The following is a 21,852-nucleotide window of genomic DNA, read 5'->3' on the forward strand; positions in this document are numbered from 1 at the left end:
CGGGCGATACAGCCGGGGTGACCTCGTGTGAACCCGCGAGTCGGGGTTCGTGATCACCGAGTGTCCCGGGCCGGGCGGTGGCTGCGGCCGGGATCGGCCCATTCTGCCAGTCGCTGCGACGGCCTGCCAAATCGCCCCCGGGTCCGTCGCGTCGCCTCACCATCGTTGAAGGGTAAGGCAGTCGAATCACGCCGAGATGAACAGGAACTCGCTGGTCGGAACCTGAACTCGGAGAACTGTCACAACGCGGTCGCGACGGCGGCTGTGAGCTGTCAAGCGGGGGTTGCACCCACCGCTGTGAGGTCCGGCCGGACCCAGACGCTGCCGAGACCCCCGGAGAGCAACCGTACGCGCCAGTCGCTTCCGGCGCCCGGATGGTCGGTGCGGCGATGCATGCCGCGGGTCTCGGTGCGGGCCAGGGCGGAGTACTTGGTCCAGCGGGCGACGGCCAGCAGCGCGGCGGCCTGCCGGGCGGGCAGGCGATCGGGTCCCTTTCCGCCGAGCGCCAATTCGACGCCGGGCCACATGCCGTCCAGTTCGCCGATGCTGTCGCGCAGGCTGCCGTCGCTGCGCCAGTAGCTGCGCCGCAGCGGCAGCGTGTGCTCCTGGACCAGGCCGACCACCGCGCGCGGATCGAGGCGCGCCCGGTCGCCCAGGCCCGCGCCGGGCACCGGGCGCGCCTTGCCGAGCTTGCGACGGCCCACGGCGAAATCGGCCGCACCCGCGCCCGCCCAGACGCCGGAGGCGATGGCCCACGCGCCGTTCTGACCGCCGAACCCGCTGACCGCCCCGGTGATGGGCTCCCGGGTGGTGACGTCACCTGCGCCGTACAGGCCGGGAACCGTGGTCGCGCAGTCGGGTCCGGTCAGCCGCAGCCCGCCGGTGCCGCGCACCGTGCCCTGCAGCACCGCGCACAGCGGCACCTGACCGGTCAGGCTCGGCCCGTGCCGCAGCAGCTCCGCACGCACCGCCTCGGGCAGTTCGTCCAGCGCGGCGTAGACCCGCCGCCCGTCGGCGATGGCCGCGAAAGCCTGTGCCCGCGAACCGCATCCCTGCCCCCACAGCACCGCCCGCGACTCGTCGTAGAGGGTGGCGAAGTGCATGACCTGGTCGGAGGCGAATACCGCGGCGACCGGGCGGCCGCCCAGCAGCGGCGAATCGGCCACCGGGGTCAGCGAATACGCGTTGGAGAACTCCATGCCGGACAGCTCGGCCCCCGCTTCCGCCCCCATCAGCAGCCCGTCACCGGTGTCCACATCGGTGCCGGCGCCACCGGAGAGGAAGGCACAGCCGCCGGTGGCCAGCACCACCGCGCGCGCCCGGACGGTCCAGCCGCGGAACTCGCCACCCTGCGTCACACCCGCCGCGCCGGACACGACGCCGTCACGGTCGGTGATGAGCTGGAGTGCGGGATGGTGGTCGAGGATGCGGATCCCCGCGATCACCATGCTGCGCCGCAGCCGGCCCAGATACTTCGCGCCGTCGAGATAGACCCGCGCCGGGCGCTCGGCGTGTTCACCCCGGAACCGGAAGCCGCCGGTCACCAGCTGGGCGACACGCCGATGGGTCTCCTCCAGCACCCGGTACATCCACTCCGGGTCCCCCAGCCCGCCGCCGTGCGCGAAGTTCTGCCGCACGGCCTCCTCCCGAGCCGGACCGGCCGGAATGTTCCACAGCGTGACCCCGCCCCGCGCCGTCGGGCCGCTGCTGCCGCAACGGCTCTTGTCGGCGACCAATACCCGCGCGCCCGCAGCGGCAGCAGCCAGCGCGGCCCAGGCTCCGGCCGGGCCACCTCCCAGCACCAGCACATCGGCGTCGAATTCGGTCATAACGACAAATGTTCGACGACGGTTCACTCACTCGCAACCGTTATGGGTATTTCAATTCCACCACTGCGCCCAGAGCAGATATCCGGCTATCACGAAAACGACCAAACATCCGAAAAAAGCCGCAAAACCCCGATGTCTATCCGCATAAATTTGGGCGGCCAGCACGGATGCCGCCGCGGTCACATGCCACGTCACCGCCGCCCATCCGGGGCCCGGAAAACCGCGCCGAGCACCGATGATCGCGGTGGTGACGACCGTGGCCGCCAGCACCAGCGTGCCCCCGGCGACCACTCCGCTCAGGCCCCGGACCACTTTCATGCGGTGATCACCGGGACGCCGCTCGCTTTGCCCACGATTTCCTCGAATTGCGTTGGGTCGGTGGTGAATTCGCCGAGCCGAATGGTCTTGTTGGCGCCGTGGTAATCCGAGGAGCCGGTCGTCAGCAAACCCAGCTCGGCGGCCAGCCGGCGCAGCACCTCGCGGTCCTCCGCACTGTGGTCGGGGTGATCGAGTTCCAGGCCGCCCAGCCCGAACTCGGTCAGCTCGCGAATGTGATCCAGCGCCAGCAGCCGCCCGCGCTTGCGAGCCCGGGCGTGCGCCACCACGCTCACGCCGCCGGCCGAGGCCACCATTTCGACGGCGCGCCGCAGCGGCGTGTCGGCCTTCTCGACGTAGTAGCGGCCGTGCGGGGCCAGCAGATCCTCGAACGCGGCGTCCACGCTCGGCACCACCCCGGCCTGCACCAGCGCCCGGGCCAGATGCGGGCGACCCGCCGACGGGCCCACGGAGGCCATGACCGCGTCCGGATCGATGGGCAGACCGTCGGCGGCCATCTGCTCGGCCATGGCCCGCAGCCGCACCACCCGCTCGGCGCGCAACCGCTCCCGCTCCTGCGCGAAGGACTCGTCCTCGGGGTCGAACAGGTAGGCCAGCAGGTGCACAGGCACCGGATAGCCGTCCTCCCCCAGCCCGACACACGACATCTCCATGCCGCGCACCAGCGTCAGGCCCGGAGGGAGCGCGGCGGCGGCCTCGGCCCAGCCGGAGGTGGTGTCGTGGTCGGTCAGGGCCACGACGTCGAGACCGGCAGCGGCGGCGTTCGCGATCAGTTCGGCCGGGGTGTCCGTGCCGTCGGACGCGTTGGAATGGGTGTGGAGATCGATGCGCACGCCCCCTATATTGCCTGCGGCCCGAACCATTGCCAGGGGGCGGGACGATTAGCATCCCTGATGTGTCCTCGATTCCGCCGCTGCCGTCCTTCCACTGGCCCGGGCGGTCCGGCGAGCCGCGAGACCCCGCCAGGATGCCCGTCCATCACAGCCGGATCGTCGACTGCGCGGTCTACGTCGACGGGGTGCGGCTGTTCGAGCACAGCTCCTACAAGAACGCGCTGGCCGAAGTGCGCGAACGCCACGAAGGATTCGTCTGGCTCGGACTGCTCGAACCCGGCAAGGAACTCATGGCCGATATCGCGCAGACCTTCGGCCTGCACGAACTCGCCGTCGAGGACGCGGTCAAGGCGCAGCAGCGGCCCAAACTCGAACGCTACGACGACATCCTGTTCCTGGTGCTGCGCACGGTGCGCTACGTCGAGCACGAGCTCAGCACGGTCAGCGAGATCGTCGACACCGGCGAGATCATGGTGTTCGCGGGACCAGATTTCGTGATCACCGTCCGCCACGGTGAGCACACCGAATTGAGCGGTGTACGCAAGGATCTCGAAGCCGACCCGCGCCAGCTCGCGCTGGGGCCCGGCGCGGTCCTGCACGCGGTGGCCGACCGCGTGGTCGACTCCTACGTGGAGGTCACGGCGGCGATCGAGGAGGATGTGGACGCCATCGAGGAGGCCGTCTTCACCCCCGCGAACAAGCTCCAGATCGACGCCATCTACCAGCTGAAACGTGAAGTGGTGGAACTGCGCCGGGCCGTCAAGCCGCTCGGGCTGCCGCTGCAGGTGCTCACCCACGACACCACCCTGCCGCTGCCCAAGGAGATCCGCCGCTACCTGCGCGACGTGACCGACCACCACACCGCGGTCACCGAGCAGATCATCGATTTCAACGAATCCCTCAGCGCCCTCATCAACGCCGCGCTGGCCAAGGTGAGCGTGCAGCAGAACACCGATATGCGCAAGATCTCCGCCTACGCCGCCATGGCCGCCGTGCCGACCATGATCGCGGGCGTCTACGGCATGAATTTCGAACACATGCCGGAACTCACGTGGACCTATGGCTACCCCATCGTGATCGTGGCGATGATCGCGCTGTGCGCCCTGCTGTACGCGAATTTCCATCGCAACAACTGGCTTTGAGCACCGCACGCCACCGGCGGCTTTGCCGGCCGCCTCGACGCGCCCGCCGCCGGGTTGCTATGAATTCGACTGTGTTCGTGATGAGGACTTCGCCGATCCGCGGCCGGATGGCTTGGTGGACAGCAATATTCGGGCTTCTCCTGGCCGTGCCGGTGCCCGCCTCGGCCGGCCCGGCAGCCGACTCCTACATCGACGCCCTCGCCGATGCCGCACCGGCACCCACCCTGCAGTGGACCGACTGCGATTCCGGATACTCCTGTGCGACAGCGCGAGTGCCACTGGACTACGCGCATCCCGAGGCCCGATCGATCGACCTGGCCGTGATCAAACTCCCCGCCACCGACCCGGCCCGGCGGATCGGCACGCTCTTCGTCAACTTCGGCGGCCCCGGCCGGTCCGGGGTGCAGCGGCTGCGGGAACGGGCGCACTGGTCGTGGCTGTTCTCCGACGAGCTGCGCGCCCGCTTCGATCTGGTGTCCTGGGATACCCGCGGCAGCGCGAACAGCGCACCGGTGCACTGTTTTCCGGATGCGACCGCGCAACAGCTGTTCTTCGCCACCTATCCCCCGATGCCGGGCACACCCGACACGGAGCCGCCGTTCTTCGCGGCCGCGAAGACGCTGGCGGACAACTGCGGACAGCGTGCCGCCGACCTGCTGCCGCACCTGTCGACCGAGAACACGGCACGGGATCTGGATCTGCTGCGCCGGGCCGTCGGCGACGACAAGCTGACATACCACGGCATTTCGTACGGCACCTACCTCGGCGCGTTGTACGCCAACATGTTTCCCGGCCGGGTCCGCGCCCTCGCGCTGGACGGTTCGATGGACTTCCGCGGCAATGCCCTCGGTCTCGACGACGCTGCCGCCGACCAGCCCATCGACACCCGTCAGGATGTGGCCACCGGAATCGCGGGCGCGTTCGACGCCATGCTCGACGCCTGCGTGGCGGCCGGGCCCGAATGCGCCTTCTCCCAGGGAGATCCGCGGGACAAATGGCAGCGGATCCTGGAACGGGTACGGCGCGAACCGATCTCGTGGGACGGCAAACGCTACGACTACGGCACCGTGGTGGCCGCGGCGGGCCAGCTGTCCAATCCGGCCGGCTGGCCGCAGGTCGCCGCCACCCTGCAACTTCTCTACGACCTGCGCGACACACCGTATCGGCCGACCGATGTGCTCGCCGAGACCGCGGCCCTGGTGCGGCAGGTGGCCGATATCGGCACGGGCAGCTCGCAGGGCCTGGGCGGCACCGGCGCCAACACCTACGACGACAACTACACCGAGGCCTTCCACGGCGTCCAGTGCGCCGACAGCCGGGTGCCGCGCGACGAGCGGCGCTACAGCGCCCTCGCGATCAGTGAGGACCAGCGGGTGCCCGTCTTCGGCCGGCTCGGCGTCCTGGACGCGCTGACCTGCGCCTACTGGCCGCAGACCGCCGTGCACCCCTACTCCGGACCGTGGAATCGGCCGACCGCCCCGATCCTGATGATCAACAGTCGCAACGATCCCGCGACACCGCTGGCCGGAGCCGCCGCCGGCGCGGCGGAACTGTCGGACGCGCACCTATTGGTGGTGGAGGGAGCCGGGCACAGCAGCATGTACGTGCACAGCACCTGCTCCGAGGCCGCGAAACGCGACTATCTCATCGCGGGAACGCTTCCGGTCGCCGGCGCGACCTGTCCGATCGACGGCAACCCGTTCGAGTAGCGCGCGTTCGAGTAGCGCGACGCGGCGGTCGATCAGAGCGACGCTGCGGCCCGGGCGGGATCGCGCACATCGATTCCCGCCTCGGCCCAGGCGTCGCGCAACGCCGCCGCACCGCGAATCCGCACCCACGCCGCCTCCGTCGCGGTGATCGGCGCGACCGTCAGGAACCGCACGGGCTCAGCGGGTTCCGGCAGCGCCACCTCCGGGATGTCGCTCGCACCCAGCAGCACCGCGGTGAACGGCGCGTTGGTCCACAACGGTTCTCCCAGATCGAGCAGCGCATCCGCCTGCAGCACAACACCTTCCACCGCGGGCGCCGCCACCAGCACGCCCAGCGTGCGGGTCAGCCCCGAACCCGCGCCCGCACCGCCGCGCAGCGTCAGCACCAGCTCCGCGCGCGGCCCGCGCACCGGATCGGCCAGCGCCGCGGCCGGATCCGTCATCGGATGCCGGGAACCGCCCAGCGTGGCGTAGTGCACGAACTCACCGTCCGGGATACGCAGGATGTCGATGGGCTCCAAACCCAGGAACGTCACCGATGCCGCGTCCGCGGACTCCACCTCGAAATGACCGAGCACCGCGGCCCGGACCTGATCCAGTACCTCCATGGATCTAGATGGCCAGCCTGGCGAGCATGTCGCGCGCCTGCTCGGCGGTCTTCGGGTCGCACAGCACGTCGTAGCGGCCGGCCACCAGCTGCATGGTGGAGGCGAAGTCGCGCTGGCCCCGGGTGGCCGCGTACGGGATGGACGCGGAGATGAGGCCGAAGATGATGCCGCCGACCAGGCCGACCACCAGCGGGCCGATCGTCCCGCCGGGGGTGAACATGCTCAGCAGCAGACCCAGGAACAGGCCCAGCCAGGCGCCCGAAACCATGCCCCCGCCAATGACCTTGCCCCAGGTCAGCCGGTACAGCACGCGCTCGACCTGCATGAGGTCGACGCCGACGATGGTCACGCCCTCCACCGGGAACTGGTTGTCGGCCAGGTAGTCGACCGCCCGCTGCGCCTCGGCATAGGTCGGGTAGGAGCCGACCGGCCAGCCCGACGGTGGCGTCGGCAGGCCAGGACGGCCCCGGCTCGGATTCCCCATGGGATTCGTCATGACTCCATCATGCTATTTCGCGTCGACGGACGCCGATTCGCCGTGCCCGATTCACAGAGCAGGCGTGGTTCGCGCCATTCCGGCCGCCCTGCCCTTGTCAGCGATCACCTGAGCCATCTTCGCGCTGGCCTCGTCGATCATCTCGTCGCCGAGCATCACCGCGCCCCGCGCGCCGCCCTCGGCCGAGGTGTGGAACGCGTAGGCGTCGAGGATCTCCTCGGCCCGGTCGTAGTCGGCCTGGCGCGGGCTGAAGATCTCGTTGCAGGCGGTGATCTGATCCGGGTGCAGCACCCACTTGCCGTCGAAACCCAGTGCGGCCGTGCGGGATGCGTTGCGACGGAAGCCGTCGATATCGCGGACCGCCAGGTAGGGGCCGTCGATGGCCTGCAGGCCGTGGGCGCGGGCCGCCAGCAGGATCGTCATATAGATGTGGTGATAGGCGTCACCCGGCTCGTAGCCCTCGGGCTGCTCGCCCACCACCAGGGTGCGCATATTGATCGAGGCCATGAAGTCGGCGGGCCCGAACACCAGGGTCTGCACCCGCGGGCTCGCGGTGGCGATGGCGTCGATATTGCGCAGCCCGAGCGCGTTCTCGATCTGCGGTTCGATCCCGATCCGGCCGACCGGCAGCCCGTTGGCCTTCTCCAGCTGGGTCAGCAGCAGGTCCAGGGCCTGAACCTGCCCGGCGTCGGTGACCTTCGGCAGCAGGATGGCGTCCAGCTCCGAGCCCGCGCCCTCCACCACCGTGATGACGTCGGCATAGGTGTGCTCGGTGGTCCAATCGTTGACCCGCACAACGCGGATCTGGGCGCCCCAGCCGCCGGAGTTGAGGGCCGCCACGATATTCGCCCGCGCGGCCTCCTTCGCCGCCGGCGCGACCGCGTCCTCGAGATCCAGGAACACCTCGTCGGCGGGCAGTCCCTTGGCCTTCTCGATCATGCGCGGGTTGCTGCCGGGGACGGCGAGCACCGATCGGCGCGATGTCATGGCTCACTCCTTCACGTGGCGCGACATTTAGGACGCGTTTGACCCACTAGCCTTACCAAACATGGCAGCGACGAAGGTTTTCGCCGCCCGGTTGGCGGGCTTGGTGGTACTGGGACCGGACGGCGAGTCTATCGGCCGCCTCCGCGACATCGTGATCTCGATACGCTACGACCGCCAGCAACCCAGGGTGCTGGGCGTACTCGTCGAACTCCCCACCCGCAAGCGCATTTTCGTGCCCATGCTGCGGGTCCAGGCCATCGAACCGGGCGCGGTCACCCTCACCACCGGCACCATCAGCGTGCGCCGCTTCGAGCAGCGGCCCGGCGAGCTGCTGGCCATCGCGCAGATTCTCGACTCCACGGTCCGCGTCTCCGATCCCGAGCTGCCACAGCTGGCGAGCACGGACGTGGTGGTGGTCGACCTGGGCATCGAGCAGGGCCGCACCCGCGACTGGGTGGTGTCCCGGGTCGCCGTGCGCGAACGCCGCCGCCTCGGCGTGGGCTTCGGCCGGCGCGGCGCGGTGCACGTGGTCGACTGGGCGCAGGTGCGCGGCCTCACCCAGACCGAGCTGAACCTGCCCGGCCAGGACGTCACCCAGCTGCTCGGGCAGTTCGAGGGCATGCGAGCCGCCGACGTCGCGCACATGCTGCGCGAACTGCCGCTCAAGCGCCGCATCGAGGTGGCGGCCGCCTTCGACGACGAGCGGCTGGCCGACGTGGTCCAGGAGCTGCCCGAGAACGACCAGGTGGAACTGCTCGAGCAGCTCGGTGTGGAACGCGCGGCCGATCTGCTCGAGGCCATGGACCCCGACGACGCCGCCGACCTGCTGGGCGAGCTGCCCGAGGGCGAGGCGGAATCGCTGCTGGCGCTGATGGATCCGGAGGACTCCGAACCGGTGCGCCGCCTGCTCGAACACGCGCCCTACACCGCCGGTGGTCTGATGACACCCGACGCGATCGTCATCACCGCCTCCACCACGGTCGCCGAGGCGCTGGCCCGCATCCGCGATCCCGAGCTGACGCCGGCCCTGGCGTCCATGGCCTTCGTGGTGCGTCCGCCCACGGCCACCCCGACCGGCCGCTACCTCGGCTGCGTGCACTTCCAGCAGCTGCTGCGGGAACCGCCCGCGAACCTGGTCGGCGGCATCGTCGACACCGATCTGGTGCAGCTGCGGCCCGATGCCCCCCTCACCGCCGTGACCCGATATTTCGCGACCTACAACCTGGTGTGCGGGCCGGTGGTGGACGCGGAGAATCATCTCTTGGGAGCCGTCACCGTCGATGACGTGCTCGACCACCTGCTGCCCGAGGACTGGCGCGAGCAGGACGAAGACCATCACGATGCGCACGGCATGCCCGTGATCGAGGGGACGGGAGGCCGCGCATGAGCGAACGGCTCGAAAAACTCAGCGCCCGCCAGCGTTTGGAGACTCCGGTCCAGAGTCGCTTCCGCGGCCTCGACTGGGATCCCGAGGCGATGGCCCGTTCCAGCGAGAAGGTGGCCCGCTTCCTGGGCACCGGCCGCTACCTGGTGATCCAGACCGTCATCGTGGTGGTGTGGATCCTGCTCAATGTGTTCGCGCTGCGGCTGCAGTGGGACCCGTATCCGTTCATCCTGTTGAATCTGGCGTTCTCCACCCAGGCCGCCTACGCCGCGCCGCTGATCCTGCTGGCGCAGAACCGCCAGGACAATCGCGACCGGGTCTCGCTCGAGGAGGACCGGACACGAGCGGCTCAGACGAAAGCCGACACCGAATTCCTGGCGCGTGAGCTCGCCGCGCTGCGGCTGGCCGTGGGCGAGGTCGCCACGCGCGACTACGTGCGCCGGGAGCTGGACGACATCAAGGAGTCCCTGGTCAGATTGGAAAAACTGACAGTCGGCGACGAGGTCGCGAAGGTCAAGAAAGCAAAGAAGGGTACCGATCGGAAGCCTGATGAGGTCGCAATTTCGCCACGAAAAGATGGCGACTGACCACCGAAGTTGTTCCGATCCAGCTGACTCATGGGTAACCTGGATCACGTTGCTCCGAGCGACCGACCCAGACACAGCCGCTGTATGAGTGTCACCACGGGGCACCGGCCGCACGACTGAGGGGATTGTGTGGTGGCGAAGAGAATTTCTGCTCCGGTGACAGCGTCGGCACTGTTGATCGCGGGCCTGGTCACCGCCGGTTCTGCCACCAATATGACCGTCCACACCGTGGCCCCGCAGGCCGCCCCGGACGCATTGCTGGCAGCCGCCTCCACGCACAACGGGAGTGTGAACAGTCCCGCCGACACCCCCTCCGACCAGACCGTCGGCCTGGTTCCGGCGGCTCCGGAGGCCCCCCGCAAACTCAGCGCAATGACCCCGCCCGCCGACGGCTCGCCGCTCTTCGGCGGCACCGTGCCGCTGCAGGACATCGCGCTGCCCGGCGGCAGTGGCGTGCTGGGCATTCCGGAGATCGTGCTGGCCGCCTACCGCAATGCCGAACTGGCGCTGCAGTCTTCGGACCCGAACTGTCATCTGCCCTGGTACCTGCTGGCCGGCATCGGCCGGATCGAGTCCAACCACGCCAACAACGGCCGCACCGACGCCGCGGGCACCACGGTCTCGCCGATCTACGGCCCGGCCCTGGACGGGACGCTGCCCGGCAACGAGATCATCAAGGCCAGTGACGGCAGTTTCGTGCGGGCTATCGGCCCCATGCAGTTCCTGCCCAGCACCTGGTCGGTGTACGCCGCCAATGGAAAGGGCAGCGGCACACCGGATCCCAACAATGTCTTCGACGCCGCGCTGGCGGCGGGCAAGTACCTGTGCTCGGGCGGCATGGATCTGGCCGATCCGCAGCAGCAGCTCAGGGCCGTGCTGCGCTACAACAATTCGGTGTCGTACGCGGCCAACGTGCTCAGCTGGGCCAACGCCTACAAGACCGGCGGCGCCCCGCAGCAGGTGAGCATCTCGCCGGATCTGGTGCCCAACAACTACATTCCGGTCAACGGCCCGGATATCACGGTGGCCTCCACCACGATTCCGGCCACCGCGGCGCCCGACACCGCGCGGCAGTCCACCACGCCGACGCCGACCCAGGTGATGATCACCATCCCGGGCCTGCCGCCGATCCCGTGCGGGATCTTCTGCCCGGCTCCGGTGATGCCCGCGAATCCCTGTGAGCAGGTGATGGTTCCGGTGCCGCAGCCGGATCAGAAGGCCGACAAGGTCCCCGGCGACCCGGACACCGATGACAAGACCAAGCCCGAGGACGCCGCCAAGGCCGAGAACGGCAAGCCGGCCGAGCAGCAGTTCGGACCCGACGGCAAGCCGGTGGTCAAGGATCAGCCCGCCGTCACCACCTGCAACACCCAGACGGGTCAGCAAGGCCAGAAGCCGCAGGATCAGCCGCAGCAGGCCGTCCAGCAACCGCAGGACCAGCAAACGGTCACGCCCTCCGCGACGCCCGAACCCGAGGCCGCGGCCCCGGCCGAAACCACGCCGGACGCCACCACGACCACCACCCCGGCCCCCGGCATCACGCTGCCGTTCGGCATCACGATTCCGCTTCCGGCGCCGGCCCCCGCGCCCGCACCGTAGCGATTGTGTGATTCGCGAGTTACGGCGCGCCGCTCCGGAACTCGCGTCTGACTTGCGTTTCCTTCAAATCCTGAGAGTTGGTCACGAAGGGGTAACAGGAAGGTCTCGGATAAGGTAACGTGGCCTTCGTTGCATCACCCCGGTATCAACCGATGGCAATGGAGGGTCACCACACAGTGGGTCGTCACCGCAAACCCCCGGTCCCGAAAGTTCGCCGTGGATCGGTCATCGCATTGACCGGGCTCGTGCCCGCCGGACTGGCCACAGTTACCGGAGCCGGCGACGGGAACATCGCCGACAAGCTCGCGGCTACCGTTCAGCACCAGCTGTCGAACGACAGCGAGGAACAACTGCCCACACCCGAGGTAGCCGTAATACCGGCCGCCGCACCGGAACCGCTGCTGCACGAGGCCAAACAGGTTGCGCCCATTGGCCCTCCGGAGGTCAAGTCCGTCGCGCAGCCGGACGGCCGGGTACCGTCGGCGCGCGCCGCCGGGCCGCTCGGCATGCCGGGCGTCGCGCAGGACGCCTACGAGAACGCGGAACACATTCTCGCCGTGGAGAATCCGACCTGCAATATGCCGTGGAACCTGCTGGCCGGTATCGGCCGGGTCGAATCCACCCACGGCTACGGCAAAATCGACGACAACGGCTATCCGCTCGAATCCGTCTACGGCCCGATCCTGGACGGCAGGCTGGCCGGGAACAACGTGGTCGCGACCTCCGACGGCGGCGACCTGGACGGCTTGTCCGGCAGCTACCGCCGCGCCGTGGGCCCGATGCAGTTCCTGCCCGAGACCTGGCGCAAGTACGCGGCCGACGGCAATGGCGACGGCGTCGCCGATCCGCAGAACATGTACGACGCCGCGCTCACCGCCGGCAAGTACCTCTGCTCGGGCGGCCTCGACATGCGTGATCCGGGCCAGCAGACCCGGGCCATCCTGCGCTACAACAACTCCATGGCCTATGTCGCGAACGTCATGGCGTGGGAGACCGCGTACGGCTCGGGAATCTCCCCGGCGGCCGCCGCGCTGCCTCGCATCTAGACCGCGCCACCCACGCATCCGACCACGCCCTGCACACCCGCCCCGGGTATAAGCGGAGGGCGAAAACGACACGGCCGACGGCGCTCCTAGACTTGGGCACATGCCAGTGGTTATGGAATCGGATGTGCGGGTCGCGCTCGCGAAGGTGATCGACCCGGAGATCCGGAAGCCGATCACCGAGCTGGGCATGGTGAAGAGCGTCGAAGTCGGCGCGGATAGCGGTGTCCACGTTGTGATCTACCTGACGACATCGGCCTGCCCGATGAAATCCGCCATCCAGGAACGGGTCACGAAGGCCGTCGCCGACGTGGCCGGAGTGGGCGCCATCACGGTCGAGCTGGACGTCATGAGCGACGAGCAGCGCACCGAACTGCGTCGCAAGCTGCGCGGTGATGCCGCGGAACCGGTCATCCCCTTCGCCCAGCCCGGCTCGCTCACCCGCGTCTACGCGGTCGCCTCCGGCAAGGGCGGCGTCGGAAAGTCCTCGGTCACCGTCAATCTCGCCGCCGCCATGGCCGCCAAGGGCCTCTCGGTGGGCGTGCTCGACGCCGACATCTACGGCCACAGCGTGCCGCGCATGCTGGGCACCGAGCAGCGGCCCACCCAGGTCGAGCGCATGATCCTGCCGCCCATCGCGCACGACGTGAAGGTCATCTCGATCTCCATGTTCACCCAGGGCAACACCCCCGTGGTGTGGCGCGGCCCGATGCTGCACCGCGCGCTGCAGCAGTTCCTGGCCGACGTCTTCTGGGGCGACCTCGACATCCTGCTGCTGGACCTGCCGCCCGGTACCGGCGACGTGGCCATCTCGCTGGCCCAGCTCATTCCGAACGCGGAGATCCTGGTCGTGACGACCCCGCAGCTGGCCGCCGCCGAGGTCGCCGAGCGGGCGGGCTCCATCGCCCTGCAGACCCGCCAGCGCATCGCCGGTGTCATCGAGAACATGTCCTGGCTCGATCTGCCCGACGGCTCCCGCATGGAGCTCTACGGCGCCGGCGGCGGGCAGACCGTGGCCGACAACCTGACCCGCGCCATCGGCGCGAATGTCCCGCTGCTGGGCCAGATCCCGATCGAGCAGCAGATGCGCGAGGCCGGCGACGAGGGCACCCCCATCGTGCTGCGCGCCCCGGAGAGCTCGTCGGGCAAGGCCCTGCTCGACATCGCCGACAAACTGTCCGTCCGCCGTCGCGGCCTGGCCGGCATGTCCCTCTCCATCGACACCACCCGACACCTGTAGCAATCACGATCAGGGAGCTCTCAGCGCGGAATTCGCCCGAATCCCGCGCCGAGAGCTCCCTGACTTTGTTCTCCCTTTGGGGGAGTGCGGAATTCGAGGGCGCGTTTCCGCCAGGGGTACGGGCGGACTGCGTCGCGGGCGGGCCCTAAGCTCGGGGCATGCTCACGATGCTGCTGTACGTGCTGATCGTCGGATTGGTCGCCGCGCTGCTGTTCCTGGTGGCCAGTGCGATCTTCGGGCGGTCGGAGGAGCTCGGGCCGCTGCCGGAGGGGACGACCGTCACCGTGCTGCCCGCGGCGGGGATCAGCGGCTGCGATGTGCGGGCACTGCGCTTCCAGCAGGTGTTCCGGGGGTACAAGGCGGGCGAGGTGGACTGGGCCCTGACCCGGCTCGCCGCACGCATCGACGAACTCGAGGGCGAACTCGCCCGCGCGACCGGAACGGAGGCCGCGGCGGAGCCGGTGGCCGAGCCCGGCGCCGATGCGCAGTCCGGGCCGAGCGAGGCGGCGGCCCCCCAGGTGCTCCCGGCCGAACCGGCCGTCGCGACAGAGCACGGCGAAGAGCCGGGCGCACGATGACCGCAGACGCGAGCACCGACGGACTGATTCGGTGCGGATGGGCGGAAGGCTCCCAGCTTTATCGGGATTACCACGATCAGGAGTGGGGACGACCGCTGCACGGCGATGACGCGCTATTCGAACGAATGTGCCTCGAGGCGTTTCAGTCGGGGTTGGCGTGGATCACGATTTTGCGGAAGCGGCCCGCCTTCCGGACCGCATTCCAGGGCTTCGCGATCGAACGGGTGGCGGGGTTCGGGGATGCCGATGTGGAACGCCTCATGGCGGATGCCAGCATTGTTCGCAATCGGGCCAAAATACTGGCGAGCGTCCACAATGCGCGGGTTGCCCGCGATCTCGGCGAGAGCCTGGACGCCCTGCTCTGGTCCTATGCCCCGGCCCCGCGCAAGCGCCCGCGGAGCATGTCCGATGTGCCCGCGGTGACCACCGAAAGCACTGCTCTCGCAAAAGAACTCAAGCGACGCGGGTTCAAATTCGTGGGACCCACGACCGCATACGCACTCATGCAGGCGACGGGGATGGTAGACGATCACATCGCCGATTGCTGGGTGAATGTCGGTACTCGCTGAACGCCACGACGGTCGGTTTTTGGAACTCAGGTACCCGCCTCGATCCGCGATAGGGAAGAATGGGCATGGTGTAGCCCGCCACATGCCGGCGGGCTGCCTGGTTGGTGACAACTGGAGTTCCATGAAAGTGCGCAGCAGACCGCGCAGATCTGGAGGGAGCAGAGGATGGCGGCCATGAAGCCCCGCACCGGGGACGGTCCCCTCGAGGCAACCAAGGAAGGGCGTGGAATCGTGATGCGGGTTCCACTCGAGGGTGGCGGGCGTCTGGTCGTCGAGCTCACGCCGGATGAAGCCGCGGCGCTCGGTGACGAACTCGTCAAAGTCACCAGCTGATCGATCGACTCGCCGGTGCCGGTGAGCCCAACTCCCGGGACTCTCAGGGGCTTCGCCCCCGAACCCCCTCGAGAATCCCGGGGGCTCCCAGGCTTACCGGTACCACGGTGAACAACAACTCATATCCCCCCATAGTCGGCACTGCCGAGCCCTCCCCCGCGGAACGGCTTCTGGCCTGCGCCGACCTGCTGGCCTGCCCACAGTGCGGCCTGCCCCTCACGGCTCCCGGCGCCGACCCCGCGGCCGGCGACCCGCCCGTCCGTACCTTGCGCTGCCCGCACGGCCACAGCTTCGACCTGGCCAAGCAGGGCTACATCAGCCTCCTCACCGGCGCGTCCACCAAAATGACCGGCGACACCCCGGCCATGCTCGACGCCCGCACCGCCTTTCAGGCCGCAGGGCATTTCGCCCCCATCGCCGCCGCCCTGGCCGAGACCGTCGCAGCAGCCCTCCCCCACCGCGACACCACCCCCCGCCCCGTAACCGATTCCGACACAGCAGTATTCGGAGCGGACTCCCCCACGGCTGCCACCTCGCCGGCCACGTCGACCCGGCATCGACGCCTCCGTCCCGGAACCCTCGCACCCGGAATGACCGTCACTGCGGCCTCCGCAGTACGACTCACCACCACCCTCCTCTCCGCGGGCGGCGGCCCGGCACTGCTCGAGATCGGGGCGGGGACCGGGTATTACTTGGCGGCTGTGTTGGATGCGGTGCCGGGAGCTCGGGGAATCGCGCTGGATGTGTCGAAGGCGGCGGCGCGGCGGGCGACTCGGACGCATGCGCGGGGCGGGTCGGTGCTGGCCGATGCGTGGCGGGGGCTGCCGGTGCGGGATGGCGTGATGGGGGCGGTGGTGTCGGTGTTCGCGCCGCGGAATGCGGACGAGGTGGCGCGGGTACTGGGGGACGAGGGGCGGTTCGTGGTGGTGACGCCGACCTCGCGGCATCTGGGTGAGCTGATCGAGCCGCTCGGGATGGTGAGTGTGGATGCGGCCAAGGCGGATCGGCTCGCCGAATCGCTCGGGGAGCGGTTCGAGCTGGTGGAACACGATGCGGTCGAGTACACGATGGAGCTCTCGCACGAGGATGTGGCGAACGTGGCGGCCATGGGGCCGTCGGCATTTCATGCGGCCGAGGGGCGAGCGGAACAGATTGCGGCCCTGCCCGATCCGATGCCGGTGACCGCGTCGGTCACGATCTCGGTGTATCGCCCACGCTGAGCCCGAGCGGTTCAAGAGGTTTCGGGCGGTTCGGGAGCAGGTCGAGAAGATTGCGGACCAGGGGGCGGGTGTCGTCCGCCCGGGTGGCGATGTAAATCGTTGTGGCCGCGTCGGTTTCGGCGAGGGGGATGATGCGGACCGAGTCGGGGGCGGTGAAGGTGGCGCTGCGTGGGGCGATAGTGACGCCGAGGCCCGCGGCGACCAGGTAGAGGATGATGGTCCAGTTGGTGGCCTCCTGGACGATGCGAGGGGGGCGGCCGGACTCCAGGAGCGGCGCGAGGTTCTTCTCGTAGGCGAGTCCGCCCGCCGCGCGGGGAAAGAAGACCAGCGGGTTCTCGGCGAGTTCGGCTCCGGTGAGCGCGGCGCGTCCGGCGTCGGGGTGGTCGGCGGGGAGGATCGCCATGAACGGCTCGGTCATGAGGGGGACGGTGACGGTGCCGGGTTGCTCGTCGGGGTCGCGGACGATGGCCATGTCGAGAGTGCCGTTGGCGAGGCGCTCCATCAGGTGGCTGGTGAACCCTTCGACCAGGTCGATCTGCACGAGCGGAAAGCGTTCGCGGAATTCGCGGACCCCGCGCAGTGGTTCGAGCGGCAGCACCGAGGGGACGAAGCCCAGGTAGAGCGTGCCCTGACTGCCCTGGCCGATGCGGGTGACCTCGGCCAGATCGCGTTCGGCGTGACCGAGCAGGGCGTGGGCGCGCTCGCGCAGCACGATTCCCGCGGCAGTGAGCGCGACGGTGCGCGAGGTCCGGTCGAAGAGCCGGGTTCCGAGCAGGGTTTCCAGGCGCTGGATCTGCTGGGTGAGGGCGGGCTGGGCGATGTGCAGGCGGGCGGCGGCCCGCCCGAAGTGCAGTTCCTCCGCGACCGCCAGGAAGTAGCGCAGGTGCCGCAGCTCCACACCGGGGTTCATAAGTGGATCATATCGATCGCAGCTATCCAGTATTGGACGTTATGGTTCCACGTCCGACATGCTTTCCTGGTGACTCAGCAGACGGAAGCCCGCGCCCCGGAACTCGATTCGATCGTGGTCGCGCCGATGTCCTCGCCCGACGACGCCCGCGCCTTCAAGGACCTGAACCTGGAGTGGATCGAGACCATCTTCTCGGTCGAGCCCGCCGACCTGGCCACCCTCGACGATCCGCAGGCCATCGTCGATCACGGCGGCGAGGTGCTGATCGCCCGGCTGGACGGCGAGGCCGTCGGCTGTGTCGCCCTGGTCCAGGAGGAGCCGGGCGTGTTCGAACTGTCGAAAATGGCCGTCTCGCCCCGCTTCCGGGGGCGCGGCATCGGCCGGGTGGTGCTGGCCACCGCCATCGAGCGGATGCGCGATCTGGGCGCGACGGAGTTCTTCCTGGCCAGCAATGCCCGGCTGGCCAGTGCCGTGCACCTGTACGAGGCCATGGGTTTCGTGCACGTGCCGCCCTCGGAGCTGCCGCCCAGTCCCTATGACCGGGCCGACGTGTTCATGCGGTATCCCCTGACCGCCTGAACCGGCGCCCGGCTATCCCTTGCGGACCAGGTCGTAGATGTGCGCGGTGCGCGCGGCGATCCGGTTCCAGTCGAAGGCGCCGATCGCCCGGTCGCGGCCGGCCGCCCCCATCGCGGCGGCCATGACCGGGTCCGCCGCAACGGTGTTCACGGCGCGGGCCAGGCCACGCTCGTAGTCCCGGGGCGCGGTCTCGTCATAGTGGACCAGCCGCCCGGTCTCCCCGGGCACCACCACCTCCGGAATCCCGCCCACATCCGAGGCCACCACCGCGGTCCCGCAGGCCATCGCCTCCAGATTCACGATGCCCAGCGGCTCGTACACCGACGGGCACACGAAAACCGTTGCCGCCGCGAGCACCTGCCGCACCAGCTCGGTGGGCAGCATCTCCTTGATCCAGAACACGCCGTCGCGGTCGGCCCGCAACGCCCGCACCGACGCCGCCACCTCGGCCTCCATGGCGGGTGTGTCCGCGGCCCCGGCCAGCAGCACCAGCTGAATGCCCGGATCCAGATGCCGGGCCGCGGCCAGCAGATGCGAGACGCCCTTCTGCCGGGTGATGCGCCCGACGAACGCCGCGATGGGCCGCCCCCGGGACACGCCGAGCTCGGTGAGCACGTCCCGCGAGCCGGACGCGGGACCGCCCGGATGCCAGACGTCGGCGTCGATGCCGTTGTGCACCACGTGGACTTTGGCGGGATCGATATCGGGGTAGGCGGCGAGCACATCGGCGCGCATGCCCGCGCTCACCGCGATGACGGCGTCGGCGTGGGTCATGGCATTGTGTTCCGACCACGAGGACAGCCGGTAGCCCCCGCCGAGTTGCTCCGCCTTCCACGGCCGTCGCGGTTCCAGTGAGTGCGCGGTCAGCACGTGCGGAATCCCGTACAGCTCCCCGGCCAGATGCCCCGCGAGCCCGGTGTACCAGGTGTGCGAGTGCACCACGTCGGCGAAGCTCGCGGCCTCGGCCATGCGCAGCTGCGCGGACATCATCTGCAACGCGGAATTCGCCGCGTAGAGCATCGGATCCGGTTGGTGCACCACGGCATCCGCGCGCGCGACCCCCATGCAGTGCACGGTGACATCGCACAGCCGCCGCAACCGCGGTACGAGTTCGGTGACGTGCACCCCCGCCCCGCCGTACACTTCCGGCGGGTATTCGCGGGTCATCAGGGCCACTCGCAGTCCGCGAGCTCCGTCCGCGCGGTAACTCACCGGTCCAAACTAAACGTTAGCTCGCGGGCTAACCAATCGAGGTGGCTCGCAAGATCGCGATGAACACGGCACCAGCTGGACATTCCGTGTTCGGGCACAACCGGTAGTTTCAGAAGTGTGAGGAGCCAGCCGCACGTACTCGGGATCGTGCTCGCCGGTGGCGAGGGCAAGCGACTCTTTCCGCTCACCAAGGACCGCGCCAAGCCCGCGGTTCCCTTCGGCGGCGCGTACCGGCTCATCGACTTCGTGCTGTCGAATCTGGTGAATGCGGGTTATCTGCGCATTTGCGTACTGACGCAGTACAAGTCGCATTCGCTGGACCGGCACATCTCCCAGACCTGGCGGCTGTCGGGCTTCGGCGGGGAGTACATCACCCCGGTGCCGGCCCAGCAGCGGCTGGGCCCGCGCTGGTACACCGGCAGCGCGGACGCGATCATGCAGTCGCTGAACCTGATCTACGACGAGGACCCGGAGTACATCGTGGTCTTCGGCGCCGACCACGTGTACCGGATGGATCCGGAGCAGATGGTGCAGGCGCACATCGACTCCGGGGCGGGCGTGACGGTGGCGGGCATCCGGGTGCCGCGCAGTACGGCGAGCGCCTTCGGCTGCATCGATTCCGACGAATCCGGCCGCATCATCGGCTTTCTGGAGAAGCCGGTGCACCCGCCCGGCACCCCCGATGATCCGAATGTCACCTTCGCCTCCATGGGCAACTACGTGTTCAGCACCAAGGTGCTGGTGGATGCCATTCGCGCCGACGCCGACGACAACGACTCCGACCACGACATGGGCGGCGACATCATTCCGAGCCTGGTGCGGTCGGGCGCGGCCGCGGTCTACGACTTCTCCACCAATGTGGTGCCCGGCGCGACCGAGCGCAGCCGCGGCTACTGGCGCGATGTCGGCACCATCGACGCCTTCTACGAGGCGCACATGGATCTGGTGTCGGTGGATCCGGTCTTCGATCTCTACAACAAGCACTGGCCGATTCGCGGTGCGGCCGAGAATCTGCCGCCCGCCAAGTTCGGCCGCGGCGGCCTGGCCCAGGAGTCGATCGTGGGCGCGGGCAGCATTCTGTCGGCGGCGACGGTGCGCAATTCGGTGCTGTTCTCGAATGTGCTGGTCGAAGACGGTGCGACGGTGGAGGGCAGTGTGCTCATGCCGGGCGCGCGGATCGGCCGGGGTGCGGTGGTGCGGCACGCCATTCTGGACAAGAACGTGGTGGTGACGGAGGGCGAGATCATCGGCGTGGATCTGGACCGGGATCGAGAACGTTTCGCGGTGAGCAATGGCGGCGTGGTGACCGTCGGCAAGGGCATCTGGGTCTGACTACCAGGTGTTTCAATCCATCCGGCCGCGCGAGCGACACGGATAAGAGTGGACATCCGGCCGATGCTGGTCCGAAAATCTGTGCATGGAGCGCCGCCGCCGACGGGCCGCGCGGGAGGGATCACCATGCGCCGTCCGGCACGTGTCGTCACCGCCATCACCTGCCTCACCTTGACCGTCCTGCTGTCCGGATGCGGTAGGTCCGGCACCCCGGTTCCCGGTGAGCTGGATGTCCGCACCCTGGACACCGGGTCCTATCCGGTGAACCGCTACACCTACGACCGCAACAACGCCGGTAAGGGCAACACCCTCGAGGGGATCCGGATGACCGCGGCCGTCGCCCCGGCGGTGAAGATCGACTCCCACCTCAATATCGGCCGCGGCGGCGTGGTGCTGTCCACGGTCGACGATGTGGTGAATGTCAGCCACCTGTCCTCCGCGGTCAAGGGCGTGCTGACCAACCGCGGCTTCGTGGCCGGTTTCGCGGCCAGCGGCTCGGACCGCGAGGACGTCAACGACAATCCGGATCCGAACGGCACCACCATCACCACCCGCGTGCTGCGCTTCCCGTCCGCCGACAATGCCAAGCTGGCCGCCCGCGAACTCGAGGACACCGACTTCAATGTCGCGCTGAACGTGAACCAGAAGCTCACCCTGCCCGACTATCCGGACGCCTACGCGCACTGGCGGCCGGGCGTGCCGAACATCGGATTGACCATGGCGCGCAAGGACTTCGTGATCTCGCTGTTCATCCTGCGCCCCAGCGCCGATCAGAAGGATCTGCTGTCCTGGGCCAAGAAGACCCTCGATGCCCAGGTCCCGACGCTGGACGCCTTCCAGGAGACCCCGAACGACCAGATCTCGCAGCTGCCGGTCGATCCCGATCGTCTGCTGGCCCGCACCCTGGTGACCGACCGCGACCACAAGACCGTCGATCCCGACAATTTCGCGGTGTTCCCGGCCAATTGGCTGATCCTGCCCTCCGACGACATGGCCTACTGGACCAAGCTGGTGTCCGATGGCGGTGCCGACGAAATGTCCAGTGCCGACGGCAATTTCGTCATCCGACTGCGAGATGGCAAGGCGGGCGCGGATTTCGTGACCGGCATGATCAGCAACCTGCAGGAGTCCGCGACCAGCGGGCCGGACAAGGTGCCCGACGTCAAGTGCGTGCACCGCACCTCGGACAAGACGCCGAGCCGCTGCTACGTCAGCTACAAGCAGTACGTGGGCGTGGTGAACGGGACCAATGATTCCGACGCCCAGCGGAAGGCGGCCGCGCAGTACGCGCTGCTGGCCAACAGCCTGTAGCGGATCCGGTGCGGC

General features: G+C 68.8%; 22 protein-coding genes. 14 read left to right on the plus strand and 8 right to left on the minus strand.

The window, feature by feature from the left end; all coding sequences use genetic code 11:
- Positions 1-272 precede the first annotated feature (272 nt).
- The 3 genes from ACWEQQ_RS22760 to ACWEQQ_RS22770 are packed head-to-tail and all read right to left on the minus strand — an operon-like array spanning position 273 to position 2,998.
- Positions 273-1,829 carry an FAD-binding protein gene (locus ACWEQQ_RS22760; RefSeq protein WP_452344257.1) on the minus strand — a complete coding sequence of 519 codons (1,557 nt, stop codon included), beginning with the start codon at positions 1,827-1,829 and terminating at the stop codon, positions 273-275.
- A gap of 51 nt (positions 1,830-1,880) precedes the next feature.
- Complete coding sequence (locus ACWEQQ_RS22765) at positions 1,881-2,147, minus strand: hypothetical protein (RefSeq protein ID WP_452349599.1); 267 nt, start codon at positions 2,145-2,147, stop codon at positions 1,881-1,883.
- Complete coding sequence (locus ACWEQQ_RS22770; RefSeq protein WP_452349600.1) at positions 2,144-2,998, minus strand: PHP domain-containing protein; 855 nt, start codon at positions 2,996-2,998, stop codon at positions 2,144-2,146. The genes ACWEQQ_RS22765 and ACWEQQ_RS22770 overlap by 4 nt, the downstream gene beginning before the upstream one ends.
- 71 nt (positions 2,999-3,069) lie before the next feature.
- On the opposite strand from ACWEQQ_RS22770, the gene corA reads away from it, so the two are divergent.
- Positions 3,070-4,140: a magnesium/cobalt transporter CorA gene (corA, locus tag ACWEQQ_RS22775; protein WP_452349679.1), complete on the plus strand. Its 1,071-nt coding sequence runs from the start codon at positions 3,070-3,072 to the stop codon at positions 4,138-4,140.
- An 80-nt stretch (positions 4,141-4,220) separates the two neighbouring features.
- Positions 4,221-5,849 carry an alpha/beta hydrolase gene (locus tag ACWEQQ_RS22780; protein WP_452349601.1) on the plus strand — a complete coding sequence of 543 codons (1,629 nt, stop codon included), beginning with the start codon at positions 4,221-4,223 and terminating at the stop codon, positions 5,847-5,849.
- Positions 5,850-5,881: 32 nt separating this feature from the next.
- Here the strand turns inward: ACWEQQ_RS22780 and ACWEQQ_RS22785 are convergent, their stop codons facing one another.
- From ACWEQQ_RS22785 to ACWEQQ_RS22795, 3 genes are read right to left on the minus strand one after another with little or no spacing between them, the layout of a single operon-like run.
- Entirely contained in the window at positions 5,882-6,457 is a 576-nt protein-coding gene (locus tag ACWEQQ_RS22785) for a suppressor of fused domain protein (protein ID WP_379441106.1), read from the minus strand.
- Between the two features lie 4 nt (positions 6,458-6,461).
- Complete coding sequence (locus ACWEQQ_RS22790; RefSeq protein ID WP_452344261.1) at positions 6,462-6,953, minus strand: general stress protein; 492 nt, start codon at positions 6,951-6,953, stop codon at positions 6,462-6,464.
- A gap of 51 nt (positions 6,954-7,004) precedes the next feature.
- Positions 7,005-7,940, minus strand: coding sequence for an HpcH/HpaI aldolase/citrate lyase family protein (locus tag ACWEQQ_RS22795; protein WP_452344262.1), 936 nt, complete (start codon positions 7,938-7,940; stop codon positions 7,005-7,007).
- A gap of 61 nt (positions 7,941-8,001) precedes the next feature.
- On the opposite strand from ACWEQQ_RS22795, the gene ACWEQQ_RS22800 reads away from it, so the two are divergent.
- From ACWEQQ_RS22800 to ACWEQQ_RS22840, 9 genes are all read left to right on the plus strand, one after another.
- Positions 8,002-9,327 carry a magnesium transporter MgtE N-terminal domain-containing protein gene (locus tag ACWEQQ_RS22800; RefSeq protein WP_452344263.1) on the plus strand — a complete coding sequence of 442 codons (1,326 nt, stop codon included), beginning with the start codon at positions 8,002-8,004 and terminating at the stop codon, positions 9,325-9,327.
- Positions 9,324-9,911, plus strand: coding sequence for a DUF1003 domain-containing protein (locus ACWEQQ_RS22805; RefSeq protein ID WP_452349602.1), 588 nt, complete (start codon positions 9,324-9,326; stop codon positions 9,909-9,911). The genes ACWEQQ_RS22800 and ACWEQQ_RS22805 overlap by 4 nt, the downstream gene beginning before the upstream one ends.
- 156 nt (positions 9,912-10,067) lie before the next feature.
- Complete coding sequence (locus ACWEQQ_RS22810) at positions 10,068-11,510, plus strand: lytic murein transglycosylase (RefSeq protein ID WP_452349603.1); 1,443 nt, start codon at positions 10,068-10,070, stop codon at positions 11,508-11,510.
- A 176-nt stretch (positions 11,511-11,686) separates the two neighbouring features.
- Positions 11,687-12,556, plus strand: a complete 870-nt coding sequence (locus tag ACWEQQ_RS22815) for a lytic transglycosylase domain-containing protein (RefSeq protein WP_452349604.1) — start codon at positions 11,687-11,689, stop codon at positions 12,554-12,556.
- 100 nt (positions 12,557-12,656) lie between these two features.
- The gene (locus ACWEQQ_RS22820; RefSeq protein WP_452349605.1) at positions 12,657-13,793 is read left to right on the plus strand and encodes an Mrp/NBP35 family ATP-binding protein; all 1,137 of its coding nucleotides are present in this window, start codon (positions 12,657-12,659) and stop codon (positions 13,791-13,793) included.
- A gap of 158 nt (positions 13,794-13,951) precedes the next feature.
- Positions 13,952-14,371, plus strand: coding sequence for a DivIVA domain-containing protein (locus tag ACWEQQ_RS22825; protein WP_452344268.1), 420 nt, complete (start codon positions 13,952-13,954; stop codon positions 14,369-14,371).
- The gene (locus tag ACWEQQ_RS22830) at positions 14,368-14,940 is read left to right on the plus strand and encodes a DNA-3-methyladenine glycosylase I (protein ID WP_452344269.1); all 573 of its coding nucleotides are present in this window, start codon (positions 14,368-14,370) and stop codon (positions 14,938-14,940) included. Before ACWEQQ_RS22825 ends, ACWEQQ_RS22830 begins: the two co-directional genes overlap by 4 nt.
- A gap of 165 nt (positions 14,941-15,105) precedes the next feature.
- Positions 15,106-15,273 (plus strand): DUF3117 domain-containing protein, encoded by a 168-nt coding sequence (locus ACWEQQ_RS22835; protein ID WP_083869218.1) that lies wholly within the window; start codon positions 15,106-15,108, stop codon positions 15,271-15,273.
- 107 nt (positions 15,274-15,380) lie between these two features.
- Entirely contained in the window at positions 15,381-16,493 is a 1,113-nt protein-coding gene (locus ACWEQQ_RS22840; protein WP_452349606.1) for a putative RNA methyltransferase, read from the plus strand.
- Here the strand turns inward: ACWEQQ_RS22840 and ACWEQQ_RS22845 are convergent.
- Positions 16,465-17,403: a LysR family transcriptional regulator gene (locus ACWEQQ_RS22845; protein WP_452349607.1), complete on the minus strand. Its 939-nt coding sequence runs from the start codon at positions 17,401-17,403 to the stop codon at positions 16,465-16,467. The two genes, ACWEQQ_RS22840 and ACWEQQ_RS22845, sit on opposite strands and share 29 nt — an antisense overlap.
- A gap of 69 nt (positions 17,404-17,472) precedes the next feature.
- Here ACWEQQ_RS22845 and ACWEQQ_RS22850 point away from each other — a divergent pair, with 69 nt between their 5' ends.
- A complete protein-coding gene (locus tag ACWEQQ_RS22850) occupies positions 17,473-17,982 on the plus strand; it encodes a GNAT family N-acetyltransferase (protein WP_452349608.1) in 510 nt (169 codons plus the stop codon).
- A 12-nt stretch (positions 17,983-17,994) separates the two neighbouring features.
- Here ACWEQQ_RS22850 and glgA read toward each other — a convergent pair whose 3' ends face one another.
- The gene (gene glgA, locus ACWEQQ_RS22855) at positions 17,995-19,164 is read right to left on the minus strand and encodes a glycogen synthase (RefSeq protein WP_452349680.1); all 1,170 of its coding nucleotides are present in this window, start codon (positions 19,162-19,164) and stop codon (positions 17,995-17,997) included.
- A gap of 147 nt (positions 19,165-19,311) precedes the next feature.
- Between glgA and glgC the strand changes: the two genes are divergently transcribed.
- Positions 19,312-20,526, plus strand: a complete 1,215-nt coding sequence (gene glgC, locus ACWEQQ_RS22860) for a glucose-1-phosphate adenylyltransferase (RefSeq protein WP_354833640.1) — start codon at positions 19,312-19,314, stop codon at positions 20,524-20,526.
- A gap of 126 nt (positions 20,527-20,652) precedes the next feature.
- Positions 20,653-21,837 carry a DUF7373 family lipoprotein gene (locus tag ACWEQQ_RS22865; RefSeq protein WP_452344273.1) on the plus strand — a complete coding sequence of 395 codons (1,185 nt, stop codon included), beginning with the start codon at positions 20,653-20,655 and terminating at the stop codon, positions 21,835-21,837.
- The last annotated feature ends 15 nt before the right edge of the window (positions 21,838-21,852 follow it).

This window comes from Nocardia sp. NPDC004123 (assembly GCF_053603795.1).

What these genes read in the sequence shown, in the direction of transcription:
- ACWEQQ_RS22830 (WP_452344269.1), top strand. Translation starts at nt 14,368, where the DNA reads ATGACCGCAGACGCGAGCACCGACGGACTGATTCGGTGCGGATGGGCG.
- ACWEQQ_RS22780 (WP_452349601.1), top strand. Translation starts at nt 4,221, where the DNA reads ATGAGGACTTCGCCGATCCGCGGCCGGATGGCTTGGTGGACAGCAATA.
- ACWEQQ_RS22865 (WP_452344273.1), top strand. Translation starts at nt 20,653, where the DNA reads ATGCGCCGTCCGGCACGTGTCGTCACCGCCATCACCTGCCTCACCTTG.
- ACWEQQ_RS22760 (WP_452344257.1), bottom strand. Translation starts at nt 1,829, where the DNA reads ATGACCGAATTCGACGCCGATGTGCTGGTGCTGGGAGGTGGCCCGGCC.
- ACWEQQ_RS22765 (WP_452349599.1), bottom strand. Translation starts at nt 2,147, where the DNA reads ATGAAAGTGGTCCGGGGCCTGAGCGGAGTGGTCGCCGGGGGCACGCTG.
- ACWEQQ_RS22805 (WP_452349602.1), top strand. Translation starts at nt 9,324, where the DNA reads ATGAGCGAACGGCTCGAAAAACTCAGCGCCCGCCAGCGTTTGGAGACT.
- ACWEQQ_RS22785 (WP_379441106.1), bottom strand. Translation starts at nt 6,457, where the DNA reads ATGGAGGTACTGGATCAGGTCCGGGCCGCGGTGCTCGGTCATTTCGAG.
- ACWEQQ_RS22790 (WP_452344261.1), bottom strand. Translation starts at nt 6,953, where the DNA reads ATGACGAATCCCATGGGGAATCCGAGCCGGGGCCGTCCTGGCCTGCCG.
- ACWEQQ_RS22845 (WP_452349607.1), bottom strand. Translation starts at nt 17,403, where the DNA reads ATGAACCCCGGTGTGGAGCTGCGGCACCTGCGCTACTTCCTGGCGGTC.
- ACWEQQ_RS22835 (WP_083869218.1), top strand. Translation starts at nt 15,106, where the DNA reads ATGGCGGCCATGAAGCCCCGCACCGGGGACGGTCCCCTCGAGGCAACC.
- ACWEQQ_RS22800 (WP_452344263.1), top strand. Translation starts at nt 8,002, where the DNA reads ATGGCAGCGACGAAGGTTTTCGCCGCCCGGTTGGCGGGCTTGGTGGTA.
- ACWEQQ_RS22795 (WP_452344262.1), bottom strand. Translation starts at nt 7,940, where the DNA reads ATGACATCGCGCCGATCGGTGCTCGCCGTCCCCGGCAGCAACCCGCGC.
- ACWEQQ_RS22820 (WP_452349605.1), top strand. Translation starts at nt 12,657, where the DNA reads ATGCCAGTGGTTATGGAATCGGATGTGCGGGTCGCGCTCGCGAAGGTG.
- ACWEQQ_RS22825 (WP_452344268.1), top strand. Translation starts at nt 13,952, where the DNA reads ATGCTCACGATGCTGCTGTACGTGCTGATCGTCGGATTGGTCGCCGCG.